Raw genomic sequence first — 11,312 nt, 5'->3', positions numbered from 1 at the left:
TTATTTTTCTTATCACGGGCGGGCCTTCCGTTGCCTAGGGTTAGTTCATGCCTCATATTCTATACCGGCTGTCAATGCGTAAGTTCTATAATAATGCCTTCTGTGTATCTCAATAGCGTTTAGAGCTTTTCAAAATACCATTCAGTCGCACATAAAACAACCTTGTTGGACTACAGCCGGATTCCCGGTCCGAAATATAAGAGTTGATTATGTTTCCCCCCGAAACCCTGAATTCCAGCTCCATCCAAGCTACTTGCTTAGAAATGCCCCTTTCGCGCGTGCGTAGGCAATGATTGCAACATGTATAGCGACCGCAACGACAATAGCGATTGCCTGCGCCGCAAAGCCGCCGCTACCGGAAAGCTGGAACTGCCAAATGCTGTACGCGCCGACAGGCAGAAAAAGAGTTGCTCCCGTTACTAATCCGGGATTATAGCGCTTAAAAAGCAGTGCGTGCCCGATGTGGACCAAGCCGTTTATGACGGCAAGATAGACCGCAATAAGACCTAGCCCAACATTAACGTTCGCAGCCAAATACGTCGAGATAGCAATCACGCCCCAGACTCCAGGAACATTAATCGTGAACACAGCCAGTGGCGAAAGCACTTCCTTGCCGCCCCCGATAGTCTCGTTGAAGAATATCCTGAATCGATCCTTGTCATGCTCTTCGTACTGATGAAGCATATACATCGGCAGGTGAAAAAACGTTAGCGTTAAAGGTACGGACCAGGAAGCGGTCAATAGCGGAAACATGATAAGCAGCAAAATCCCAGCCAGAGCGCCGCCATATACCCAGTACGTTATCAGTCGTTCAAACATTACATTATCCTCAGGAAGTTAAGAGTGCTAGCGTAGAACTAACCGGGCGCGGCAATACGTCTTACCCGGCTTTAGAGGGTCGTTGTCCTGCCCAGGAAAATGCACTATGCGAGAGTTAACACTTCTGTTCTTTGCTTAAAGCGTTAACTGCTGCAAGGGATCTTCGCCGGGGCCTAATATGCGTAAAATGAGAATCTCATCGACATCGACACGGTAATAAATCGAGTGGGATTCATGTACATGCCGACGAATATCCTTTTTGATTTGACTTTGATCGCTGCCAATAAGCGGAAAATCAGAAATCATTTCAAATGCTTTAAATAAACCGTCTCGATAAAGACTTGCCTGCCTGATGCCAAAACGTTGAATCGTATAACAAGCAATATTGCCGAGATCTTTATCGGCAAGTTTTGATAAACGATAGTTAGCCATTCTTTTCGGCGAACCGAGCTTCAGCTTCTTTCCATATTTCTTGCGGAGTACGGTCACTGATGCCGCTGGATTCGGCTTCATCAAACATAAAACGAAGCCGAGTTTCCGCTTCTCGTTTTTCCTGGTCCCGGCGCAGCAAATCCTGAAAATATTCACTGTCATTTTCATATTTACCGGAATCGACCTGAGACTTAACCCAACTTTCCATCTGATCGGTGATTGTGATTATTTTGCGTTGCATGGAGATAACAAGGCCTCAAGAGTAAAGATATGCGTGAATAGGCATTATCATACTTTAAGCGATTCAGGGTGCGAAAATTCTGTTGTTATTTTGGGCTCGTGTTTCAACAATGAAAGCGGAGAGCCGAAAAGGGGCGATGCGCCCCTTACCGCACTTCATCAAAACTACAATCGATCTTTCCAATACATCTGCCTTTGATGTAAATGGCTAACAGCGATAATCAATATCTCTCCGTTGCGGATTTGATAGATCACGTCATACGGAAATCGGCGAGTCAGACAGCGTCGTGCGCGTTTAGTTAGCGGCTGCCATGCCTCAGGAAAGTCGGTTATGCGACCTACGGCGGCTTTTATCTCTGCAAGAAATTCATGCCCCAAGCCTTGTTTTTGCCGGTTGTAGTAATCCATTGCGCCGCTTCGAGAAAACCGACTTTCAATTCGATTCCAATCGGCTAAAAACTTGGTCGGCAGGTATTGAGCGCATTTCACCGTTGTCGTAAGCATCGATTCGGCGTTCGGCTTCAATGGTTATTAATTCGTCAATTTGCGGATCGGGTTGATCCAGACTGGCGAGCAGTTGCTCAACTAAAGCCGCTCTATCCGCCAATGGCAGGCTTAACGCCTGATCAAACAACTGTTTTGAGTTCATAGTGGACACTTCACCAAGCTGTTGTGTAGGCCGTATCATACAGAACTTCAGAGCAGAACAACCACCAGCTTTAGCGGGTTGTTCCGCTCAGGAAAATGTACCTTGTAAGACTTGTAACTTCCAATCAAATTTTTGTTTCGGAAGAATATACAATTCAAGACCTGCCCCCGCATTTGCGCTTAGCTACTACATCGGCTCATGCCACCCTACTCAACAGCGGGCAACGCACGTCAATTTCATCCCAAGGTACAAAGACCTTACCGGACGCATCCTTTTCAACAACTAACCATTCCATCAGCGCTGTTACATCCTTATGGACGTTACGATAATGCCTGCCCAACCGCTTCGCTAAGGCATAAATAGTTAACGGTCCGGCGGCCTTCAGTGACTCTACCAGCTCCCAGCGTTTCGGTGTAAACACCTCGCCAAATTGCGCCATATTTTTAAATCCCACGCCAAAATAAGGCTCTACCGCCAACCCACCCATAGCCGCGTCCAATGCCTCACCAAACCGGGCAAGCCCTGCTGTTACCGGCTCACCTACCTTTATTTCCAGTACATTCATCGATCAATCTCCTGTATATCTCGCATAAAATCACTGATCAATGTTGAGGCATTAGTGAATACATAAGGCATTTCCCGTCCACGGACATGCTTATGGTCGCCTTTGCCGCGTTCATTGTCATAACCTACGACACGCACACCATCAACCACATAGACCAATCGGTATTTAATACGATGCTCAGAGGGCGGTACCGGTTCAGGCACTTCCCAAATCACACCCTCAATCATACCTATCCCCCAAGTTTCTTTGATGCGGCTTAATAATTTCGCTTTCATAGGGCTTAATATGCCCCATACCCTAAACTCTGTAAAGCGCTACCTTTTCTAATCTTTTAAGGTAGTTAACGATTGAAATAGCTTGCTACAGCCCATCGAGGCTCAATATACATTTTTGTGTATGGAGTTTTTCATGGAAAACAAATACTGCATGGCGTGTGGTCGGATTTTTCAACCGCGACCTCAAACCCCTCAACAATCCTATTGCTCAGCACCCAGTTGCCAGGGCCAGCGTAAAAATCGGTGGCAACGTAACAAGTTGCAAAATGATCCCGATTATCGGGATAACCAGCGCAGTGCCCAACAAGCTTGGCTTGAGCGTAATCCAGACTATTGGCGTCAATATCGCAAATCACATCCAACGTACGCCGAGCGCAATCGATCTTTGCAACGGGGTCGAAATCGGCAAGCGACTGCCAGCGCAATTGCAAATATGGACGCGTCAGCCCAAAATAATTCACTGCCTCCAGGCATATATCAGCTTAGCCGAACGACAGACGACCCTATTGCAAAGATGGACGTGTGGATCGTAGAGATCACGGTACATGCCTGTGTTTGCACAAATTTCGTGAACATTGCAAAGAGATGACGTGATGGACATTACCAATGCCTGATATTACCGTTACACGCAATTGAGCTCTCGAAACTGGGGTCACTGGGACTTGAAAAGCTAGTGTTGCCACGCTCCTATATGGCGGCCGAGCGCTACCCATCAAGATGACGCTAACGGGACTGACTATGCAATCAAACGAACCCAACGAGACTCCCCCGCTGCTTAAAGCCGCCCAATACGTACGAATGTCGACGGAGCACCAGCAATATTCCACAGAGAATCAGGGTGACAAGATTCGGGAATATGCCGTCAGACGTAATCTTGAAATCGTGCGAACCTATGCCGACGAAGGCAAAAGCGGACTACGTATTGATGGTCGCCAGGCTTTGCAGCAATTGCTTAAAGATGTCGAAGGCGGCACGCAAGATTTCCAGGTTATTTTGGTTTACGACGTCAGCCGCTGGGGACGGTTTCAGGATGCTGACGAATCCGCTTACTACGAATATATCTGCCGCCGTGCCGGCATCCAGGTTGCCTATTGCGCTGAACAGTTCGAAAACGACGGCTCGCCGGTTTCAACAATCGTCAAAAGCGTCAAACGCGCGATGGCCGGCGAATACAGTCGCGAACTATCTACCAAAGTATTTGCCGGGCAATGTCGGCTGATTGAGATGGGCTTCCGTCAAGGCGGGCCCGCCGGCTACGGATTGCGCCGGGTATTGATCGATCAATCGGGCGCACATAAAGGCGAACTGGCAAGAGGCGAACACAAAAGCCTACAGACCGACCGGGTCATCCTGATGCCGGGTCCGAATAATGAAATTGAGGTCGTTAATCAGATGTATCGGTGGTTTGTCGATGAAGGCATCAGCGAAACCGAAATAGCCAATCGCCTGAATGAACGAAGTGTCCGTACCGACCTGGACCGTCACTGGACGCGTGCCACCGTTCGGGAAGTCCTAAGCAACGAGAAATACATCGGCAATAATATTTACAACCGCATTTCCTTCAAGCTAAAAAAGCTCCGCATCGTTAATACACCCGATATGTGGATCAAGAAGGAAGGCGCTTTTGAAGCGATCGTTTCCCCTGAACTGTTCTACACAGCGCAAGGCATTATCCGGGCGCGGGCGCATCGTTACAATAAAGACGAACTGATCGAAAAACTCCGCAATCTTTACCAACGCCGTGGCTTCCTGTCCGGGTTGATCATCGACGAGGCCGAAGACATGCCGTCAAAAGCCGCCTACATTCATCACTTCGGCAGCCTGATCCGCGCCTACCAAACTGTCGGCTTCAACCCGGACCGGGATTACCGCTATCTCGAAGTGAATCAGCTTCTTCGCCGCCTACACCCTCAGATCGTTTTACAAACCGAACAGAAAATTGCCGACCTGGGCGGCAGTGTCGAGCGCGATCCAGCCACCGATCTGCTGCTGATTAATCGTGAGTTTTCAGTATCTGTCGTACTCGCCAGATGCCAGACACTCGATAACGGCCGTTATCGCTGGAAAGTCAGATTCGATACCAGCCTGGCACCTGATATCACTATCGCTGTCAGACTGGACCAGCCCAATCAGGCGCCTCTGGATTACTACTTGTTACCGAAACTGGATTTCGGCATAGCCAAGATCAGTCTGGGCGAACACAACGGCATTGAATTTGAAAGTTACCGGTTCCACAGCCTTGATTACTTGTACGGGATGTCGGAACGCACACGAATTAGGAGAGCAGCATGAGCAAACAACATCGTCAAGGCAGTATACAAATGATTCCCCTTGATTGCATTGTGGTACTCAACCCGCGTGAGCGCAACCATCGGCAATTCGAGGAAATCGTTGGCAACATCAAGGCCATTGGCCTGAAGAAGCCGATTACGGTAACTCCACGTCCGTTGGCAGACGGCAAAGAACGATTTCTACTGATATGCGGTGAGGGGCGACTCAAGGCCTATCAGTCGATTGGCGAACCCACGATTCCGGCATTCGTCGTGCAAGTCAACGATGAAGACGCATTTATCATGAGTCTCGCCGAAAACATCGCCCGCCGCCAATGCCGCCCGCTCGAACTATTGGCAGGGATTAAACAGTTGCGCGATCAGGGCTATGATAAACAGGTCATCGCTCAGAAGACCGGTTTGAGTCTCGACTATGTCAAAGGCATTCTAACCTTGTTGGAACATGGCGAAGAGCGACTACTGGTTGCCGTCGAAAACGGGCGCATCCCTTTGAATACCGCATTGGAAATTGCACGGGTCGGCAATGAAGAAAAAAATGTCCAGATAGTATTACAGGAGCTGTATGAATCGGGACAACTGCGGGGAAAACAACTGATTCAGGCACGGCGCATTGTCATGCAGCGCCAGAGTTTGGGGCGATCCGTGGCGCACCATCCTCCCCGCAAAACCTCTTCAGAAGTGACGACCAACAGTCTGGTTCGCAGTTACCAGAAGGAAGTCGATCGCCAAAAACTGATGGTCAAAAAAGCAGAGTTTGCCCAGCAACGCTTGTTGTTTGTTGCCGGTGCGTTACGTCAATTGTTCGCCGATGAAAATTTTACAACCCTGTTGCGCGCCGAAGCGCTAGACACTCTGCCGACCTACCTGGCCGAACGGGTTTGGCCCGAAGGACATTGATCATGCCTCAATTACCCATTGGTTTCATTCCCGAACCGTTGAGCATCGCGCTTGATCGAATATTACCTTCGCGCAAAACGCCGCAAGGAGCGCTCTATACACGCAAACTCAAACAGATTCGATCATCCATTGATACCGTCGGCCTGATTGAACCTCTGACCATCGGTAAGGCCGATAAAGCGACGGGACAGCACGTATTATTGGATGGCCACCTACGGTTGCTGGTGCTGCGCGAGCTCAACTATCAAGACGCTCCGTGCTTCATTGCCACCGACGATGAAACCTACACATACAATAATCGAATCAATCGGCTTTCGACAGTGCAGGAACATCATATGATTCGCCGCGCGGTCGAACGCGGTGTTTCAAAGGAACGACTCGCGCTTGCCCTGAACATGGATGTCAGTTACGTCCTCAAGAAACTTAACCTGTTGGACGGATTATGCGCAGAAGTCATTAATATTTTGAAAGACCAGCAGTTTTCCGTCAATCTCAGCCAAGTGCTGCGCAAGATGAAGCCAATTCGGCAGATGGAGTGTGTGGAACTGATGGTTTCGGCTAACAATCTTTCCGTTGGTTATGCCAAGGCTTTGCTAATGGCGACACCTGAGCGCTTACTGGTTGAGCCCAATAGAGCCAAGAAAATGAACGGAATCACCCCTGAACAAATAGCCAAAATGGAGCGAGAAATGAGCAATCTGCTGGGACAATACAAGCTGGTCGAACAAAACTATGGCGAGGATGTCCTGAATCTGGTGCTAGCTAAAGGCTACTTGAGCAAACTGCTCGAAAACGAACACGTTGTGCGCTATCTGCATACTCACCACCCCGGTGTGCTGGTCGAATTCGAAAACATTGTCCAGACGGTATCGTTGGACAAGTAAATGCAATGGCCGGGCACAGAAATAAGCAATCAAGCGGTAGTATGCGACGCCGCTTTGGATGATGAGCCTTATGAAATTCATTGGAATCCACCGCAACCTGCCGCAGTATGCTTATATGGCTTAGTCGGGATACTTTGCTGTTTGAAAACTCACGACCCTGAATCGCTCCAACGCCGCTTCCTCATGCTACCAAGGTATACGGACAACTCCTTGGACGGGACTTTAACCCGCTAGATAGACTACTGTTACTGCGAACAGTCAGGTCTTGGGCGACATAGCCCAGCCGCAACCAAGACCTGACCCGCTTTTCCTTTGGCATTAATAGGGCCACCCTACTCAGGAATACTCATAACCCCCTCAACCACCATAACCGCCGCGCCTCCAACCCGAATCGTCAACATACTCTCTTTCTTATGATCCATCTCCAGATTCAACACGCTACGCCGGTTACTTTGCTCTCCCCGATCCACGGTAAATGTATAAGTCCCTTTCTGCATAAACTCAAATGAACACAAATACGAAGCAAACGCCGGCATCGCGCTACCGACCGGCGGATCGTCGTGAATGCCTATTCTCGGCCCCAGCAAGCGGGCGTTAAAATCGGCGTCCGCAAACGGCGTTTTCGGGGAAAACAGCAGGATTTCCTGGGCCGCGGTTTGCGGTGCAATCGATTGGCTCCAGGCCGCGTAATTGAATTTTGCATTCCTGACGCTTTCATAACGCCAAACAGGCACGATCAAATACGGAAAACCGCAAGACACCAAACGCGCCGAATATTTTTTATGGTCGAATTCCGACGGCTGTATTGACAGGAAACTCGCCAACTCTTCATCGCTCGGTGTAAAGCGGTCGATGATCGAACTGACTTTGCGGGTGAACTGCACAAAACTGGGCTTGCCGTCTTCGGCGGAAATATTGACGTTGACCGGGCCGGTATTTTGCTCGAAAACCATCGGCGTAATTGCGCCGTTCAATTGAATCTCGCCGCAACTTGCCAGCACAAAGGCAGTCGCGATAATCGGATGCCCGGCAAAATCGATTTCGCTTTGCGGCGAAAAAATCCGCATCACGCGGTTGGTGGTTTGCTTATCCGGATGAAAGACAAATACCGTTTCCGACAAGTTCAACTCCCTGGCAGCCAACTGCATTTGCTGTTTGCTCAAGCCTTCCGCTTTCGGGAACACGGCGATTTGCGCGCCGCTGAAAATCTGTTTGGTGAAAACGTCGGCGATGTAATAGTTGTATTTCATAACGCTTGTGCTCCGTCCTGCGGCAATGATGAAAGGTCGACTTGAACGCTGCCGTTGTCAATACGGATCGCATAAACGGGAATTTTCACGGTTTCATCTTCCAGGCAAACGCCGGTTTGCAAATTAAAGTGTTGTTTGTATAACGGCGATGCAACCACCGGCTGCCCGCCAATATCGCCGATCAAGCCGCGCGACAGCACATTGGCATTGCCGAACGGGTCGTAATTGCCGACAGCATACACTTTCGCGTCGAATTCCGGTACTTCGGTTCCGCTCAGGACAGGCATCCAGAAAATCGCCACCTGCTCGCCTTCGAGCAATGCGCAAACGCCGGAATTCGGCTGTAAATCGTCAACCTGGCACACGCTGATCCACTTAGCCATTTATGCAATCTCCATCAGTTTAAAATGTTTCCGCTCGCCGTCGTTGGCGGGGCGAATCTGGCCGCGCTCTTCGACAAAGACGATATTGTCGTCGGTCTGGTCGCTGTTGATAAAATGCCTGAAGCGCTTGAGTTTGGCTTCGTCTTCAATCGCGGTCTTCCATTCGCATTGATAGGTGTCGATCACATACTGCATTTGCTGCTCCAGCTGGTCGCACAGCCCTAATTTGTCGTCAATGATGACCGATTTTAAATAGTCCAGACCGCCTTCCATATTTTCCATCCAGACCGACGTGCGTTGCAGCCGGTCGGCGGTGCGCACGTAAAAGCTTAAAAAGCGGTCGATGTATTTGATCAATGTCTCCTTGTCCAAGCCGGTCGCGAATAAATCCGCATGGCGCGGTTTCATACCGCCGTTGCCGCAAACATATAAATTCCAGCCGTTTTCGGTCGCGATCACGCCGACATCCTTGCCCTGCGCTTCGGCGCATTCCCTTGTACAACCGGACACTGCGAATTTGATTTTATGCGGGGAACGCAGCCCCTTGTAGCGGTTTTCCAGCTCTATCGCCAGCCCGACGCTGTCGTCGACGCCGTAGCGGCACCAGGTGCTGCCGACGCAGGATTTAACGGTGCGCAGGGATTTGCCGTAAGCGTGGCCCGACTCGAAACCGGCAGCGATCAATTCTTTCCAGATATGCGGCAATTGATCGACCCGCGCGCCGAATAAATCGACGCGCTGGCCGCCGGTGATTTTGGTGTAAAGCTTATATTTCTTACCGACCTGCCCCAGTGCAATCAGCATATCCGGGCTGATTTCGCCACCGGTGATGCGCGGCACGACTGAGTAAGTGCCGTCTTTTTGCATGTTGGCTAAAAAGGTATCGTTGGTATCCTGTAGCCCTAAATGGTCTTTTTCGAGGATATGCTCGTTCCACTGAGACGCGAGGATATTGCCGACGGTGGGTTTGCAGATTTCGCAGCCGTGGCCTTTGCCGTGTTTGTGCAGCAGTTCGGCAAAAGTTTTAATCTGTTCGACCCGGATCAGGTTATGAAGGTCCTGCCGGGTATAGGCAAAATGTTCGCAAATGTCGGTATTGACTTCAAAACCCTGTTTCGACAACTCCGAATCCAGCACCGACTTAAGCAACGCGGAACAGCCGCCGCAACCGGTCGCGGCTTTGGTCTCGGCTTTTAACGCGCCCATCGTCATGCAGCCGCCTTCAATCGCCGAACAAATCGCGCCTTTGGTCACGTCGTAACAGGAACAGATTTGCGCCGAAGCCGGCAATGCATCGGGACCCAAGCCGACCGATTCGTCGGAGCGGTGCGGCAAAATCAGCGCATCCGGATTCTCAGGCAGTTCGATTCCGTTCAGGCAATATTGCAATAAGGTGCTGTAACCCGACGCATCGCCGACCAGCACCGCACCGAGCAATTGTTTTTTATCCTGGCTGACCACCAGGCGCTTGTAGATTTCGCTGTCGCCGTTTTGATAGCTGTAAACCATCGCGCCTTGGGTTTTGGCGTGAGCGTCGCCGATGCTGGCGACGTCGACGCCCATCAGTTTTAACTTGGTGCTCATGTCCGCGCCGGTAAAGCCGGCCTCATTGTCCGCCAAATCGGCCACGACGGTGCGCGCCATCGTATAACCCGGCGCGACCAAGCCGTAAATCATACCGTTCCACAATGCGCATTCGCCGATTGCGTAAATGCTGGGATCGGACGTACGACATTGGTTATCGATGACGATACCGCCGCGCTGCCCTACTTCTAAGCCGCAAGCCCTGGCCAATTCGTCGCGCGGACGAATCCCGGCCGAAAACAGCACGATGTCGGTTTCCAACTCTTCGCCGTCGGCAAAACACATCTTGTTCACGCAGTGCTCGCCGTCGGTGATGACGCTGGTGTTTTTGCCGGTATGTACGGTGACGCCCAAATTCTCGATCTTGAGCCGCAGCATCGCGCCGCCTGCGTCGTCGAGTTGCACCGCCATCAAGCGCGGCGCGAATTCGACCACATGGGTTTCCAAGCCTAAATCCATCAACGCTTTGGCCGCTTCAAGACCTAATAAACCGCCGCCGACCACGGTGCCGACCTTGCCCGTTTTTGCAGCAGCGGCAATCGCTTCAAGATCCTCAATGGTGCGATAAACCAAACATTGCGCCCGGTCATGTCCGGGAACGGGCGGCACGAACGGATAAGAACCGGTCGCCAATACCAGCTTGTCGTAAGCTATCGTCAAGCCTTTTGCCGAAGTAACGGTTTTGGCGGCCCTGTCGATGCCGGCGGCTTTATCGCCCAAGTGGATGGTAATGCCGTGCTGTTCAAAAAAGCCGTCTTCGACTAAAGACAGCTCTTGTGCCGTTGTGCCGGTAAAAAATGACGATAAATGCACCCGATCGTAAGCGACCCTGGGTTCTTCGCAAAAAGTAATAATTTGATACTGCTCTTTAATGGTGCTTTCAACCAGACTCGCCAGAAAATACTGTCCGACCATGCCGTTGCCGATCACAACCAATGTTTGTTTTACGCTCATATACAACCCCGTTAGCGATGTTTGTTGTTTGGGGTTGTGGAGCAATGCCTGTGCCACATTGAACAATGCTGTAATTCGCACGGTTTGCC

General features: G+C 50.5%; 14 protein-coding genes. 3 read left to right on the top strand and 11 right to left on the bottom strand.

Going from position 1 to position 11,312, the window contains the following annotated elements; translation table 11 throughout:
- Positions 1–249 precede the first annotated feature (249 nt).
- The 8 genes from EKO24_RS09415 to EKO24_RS22365 form a co-directional block, all read right to left on the bottom strand.
- Positions 250–819, bottom strand: coding sequence for an HXXEE domain-containing protein (locus EKO24_RS09415; protein WP_127030370.1), 570 nt, complete (start codon positions 817–819; stop codon positions 250–252).
- Positions 820–954: 135 nt separating this feature from the next.
- The gene (locus EKO24_RS22545; RefSeq protein WP_161990593.1) at positions 955–1,251 is read right to left on the bottom strand and encodes a type II toxin-antitoxin system RelE/ParE family toxin; all 297 of its coding nucleotides are present in this window, start codon (positions 1,249–1,251) and stop codon (positions 955–957) included.
- The gene (locus tag EKO24_RS09405) at positions 1,244–1,492 is read right to left on the bottom strand and encodes a type II toxin-antitoxin system ParD family antitoxin (protein ID WP_206667247.1); all 249 of its coding nucleotides are present in this window, start codon (positions 1,490–1,492) and stop codon (positions 1,244–1,246) included. Before EKO24_RS09405 ends, EKO24_RS22545 begins: the two co-directional genes overlap by 8 nt.
- Positions 1,493–1,656: 164 nt before the next feature.
- Complete coding sequence (locus tag EKO24_RS09400; protein ID WP_241674452.1) at positions 1,657–1,899, bottom strand: type II toxin-antitoxin system RelE/ParE family toxin; 243 nt, start codon at positions 1,897–1,899, stop codon at positions 1,657–1,659.
- Positions 1,900–1,924: 25 nt separating this feature from the next.
- On the bottom strand, positions 1,925–2,140 hold the full coding sequence (locus EKO24_RS09395; RefSeq protein ID WP_127030373.1) for an addiction module protein: 216 nt from the start codon (positions 2,138–2,140) through the stop codon (positions 1,925–1,927).
- A gap of 196 nt (positions 2,141–2,336) precedes the next feature.
- Entirely contained in the window at positions 2,337–2,705 is a 369-nt protein-coding gene (locus EKO24_RS09390; protein ID WP_127030374.1) for an HVO_A0114 family putative DNA-binding protein, read from the bottom strand.
- Positions 2,702–2,980 carry a toxin-antitoxin system TumE family protein gene (locus EKO24_RS09385; protein ID WP_127030375.1) on the bottom strand — a complete coding sequence of 93 codons (279 nt, stop codon included), beginning with the start codon at positions 2,978–2,980 and terminating at the stop codon, positions 2,702–2,704. Before EKO24_RS09385 ends, EKO24_RS09390 begins: the two co-directional genes overlap by 4 nt.
- Before the next feature lie 131 nt (positions 2,981–3,111).
- Entirely contained in the window at positions 3,112–3,441 is a 330-nt protein-coding gene (locus EKO24_RS22365) for a hypothetical protein (protein WP_154671588.1), read from the bottom strand.
- A 277-nt stretch (positions 3,442–3,718) separates the two neighbouring features.
- Between EKO24_RS22365 and EKO24_RS09375 the strand changes: the two genes are divergently transcribed.
- From EKO24_RS09375 to EKO24_RS09365, 3 genes are read left to right on the top strand one after another with little or no spacing between them, the layout of a single operon-like run.
- Complete coding sequence (locus EKO24_RS09375; protein WP_206667246.1) at positions 3,719–5,272, top strand: recombinase family protein; 1,554 nt, start codon at positions 3,719–3,721, stop codon at positions 5,270–5,272.
- Positions 5,269–6,168 (top strand): plasmid partitioning protein RepB C-terminal domain-containing protein, encoded by a 900-nt coding sequence (locus EKO24_RS09370; RefSeq protein ID WP_127030377.1) that lies wholly within the window; start codon positions 5,269–5,271, stop codon positions 6,166–6,168. The genes EKO24_RS09375 and EKO24_RS09370 overlap by 4 nt, the downstream gene beginning before the upstream one ends.
- A gap of 2 nt (positions 6,169–6,170) precedes the next feature.
- Entirely contained in the window at positions 6,171–7,052 is an 882-nt protein-coding gene (locus tag EKO24_RS09365) for a plasmid partitioning protein RepB C-terminal domain-containing protein (protein WP_127030378.1), read from the top strand.
- Positions 7,053–7,384: 332 nt separating this feature from the next.
- Here the strand turns inward: EKO24_RS09365 and EKO24_RS09360 are convergent, their stop codons facing one another.
- Genes EKO24_RS09360 through nirB form a run of 3 tightly spaced genes read right to left on the bottom strand, consistent with a single transcriptional unit; the run spans position 7,385 to position 11,223 of the window.
- Positions 7,385–8,302 carry a PhzF family phenazine biosynthesis protein gene (locus EKO24_RS09360; RefSeq protein WP_127030379.1) on the bottom strand — a complete coding sequence of 306 codons (918 nt, stop codon included), beginning with the start codon at positions 8,300–8,302 and terminating at the stop codon, positions 7,385–7,387.
- Positions 8,299–8,685: a nitrite reductase small subunit NirD gene (nirD, locus tag EKO24_RS09355; RefSeq protein WP_143733208.1), complete on the bottom strand. Its 387-nt coding sequence runs from the start codon at positions 8,683–8,685 to the stop codon at positions 8,299–8,301. The genes EKO24_RS09360 and nirD overlap by 4 nt, the downstream gene beginning before the upstream one ends.
- Positions 8,686–11,223 carry a nitrite reductase large subunit NirB gene (gene nirB, locus EKO24_RS09350; protein WP_127030381.1) on the bottom strand — a complete coding sequence of 846 codons (2,538 nt, stop codon included), beginning with the start codon at positions 11,221–11,223 and terminating at the stop codon, positions 8,686–8,688.
- Positions 11,224–11,312: the final 89 nt, after the last annotated feature.

Source organism: Candidatus Methylobacter oryzae (assembly GCF_003994235.2).
GTDB lineage: Bacteria > Pseudomonadota > Gammaproteobacteria > Methylococcales > Methylomonadaceae > Methylobacter_A > Methylobacter_A oryzae.
This window is presented reverse-complemented; position numbering and strand designations above follow the sequence as displayed.

Excerpts from the sequence above, each read along its gene's own strand:
- EKO24_RS09365 (WP_127030378.1), top strand. The coding sequence starts at position 6,171 with ATGCCTCAATTACCCATTGGTTTCATTCCCGAACCGTTGAGCATCGCG.
- EKO24_RS09370 (WP_127030377.1), top strand. The coding sequence starts at position 5,269 with ATGAGCAAACAACATCGTCAAGGCAGTATACAAATGATTCCCCTTGAT.
- EKO24_RS09415 (WP_127030370.1), bottom strand. The coding sequence starts at position 819 with ATGTTTGAACGACTGATAACGTACTGGGTATATGGCGGCGCTCTGGCT.
- nirD (WP_143733208.1), bottom strand. The coding sequence starts at position 8,685 with ATGGCTAAGTGGATCAGCGTGTGCCAGGTTGACGATTTACAGCCGAAT.
- EKO24_RS09405 (WP_206667247.1), bottom strand. The coding sequence starts at position 1,492 with ATGCAACGCAAAATAATCACAATCACCGATCAGATGGAAAGTTGGGTT.
- EKO24_RS09360 (WP_127030379.1), bottom strand. The coding sequence starts at position 8,302 with ATGAAATACAACTATTACATCGCCGACGTTTTCACCAAACAGATTTTC.
- EKO24_RS09400 (WP_241674452.1), bottom strand. The coding sequence starts at position 1,899 with ATGGATTACTACAACCGGCAAAAACAAGGCTTGGGGCATGAATTTCTT.
- EKO24_RS09385 (WP_127030375.1), bottom strand. The coding sequence starts at position 2,980 with ATGAAAGCGAAATTATTAAGCCGCATCAAAGAAACTTGGGGGATAGGT.
- EKO24_RS09390 (WP_127030374.1), bottom strand. The coding sequence starts at position 2,705 with ATGAATGTACTGGAAATAAAGGTAGGTGAGCCGGTAACAGCAGGGCTT.
- nirB (WP_127030381.1), bottom strand. The coding sequence starts at position 11,223 with ATGAGCGTAAAACAAACATTGGTTGTGATCGGCAACGGCATGGTCGGA.
- EKO24_RS09375 (WP_206667246.1), top strand. The coding sequence starts at position 3,719 with ATGCAATCAAACGAACCCAACGAGACTCCCCCGCTGCTTAAAGCCGCC.
- EKO24_RS22545 (WP_161990593.1), bottom strand. The coding sequence starts at position 1,251 with ATGGCTAACTATCGTTTATCAAAACTTGCCGATAAAGATCTCGGCAAT.
- EKO24_RS09395 (WP_127030373.1), bottom strand. The coding sequence starts at position 2,140 with ATGAACTCAAAACAGTTGTTTGATCAGGCGTTAAGCCTGCCATTGGCG.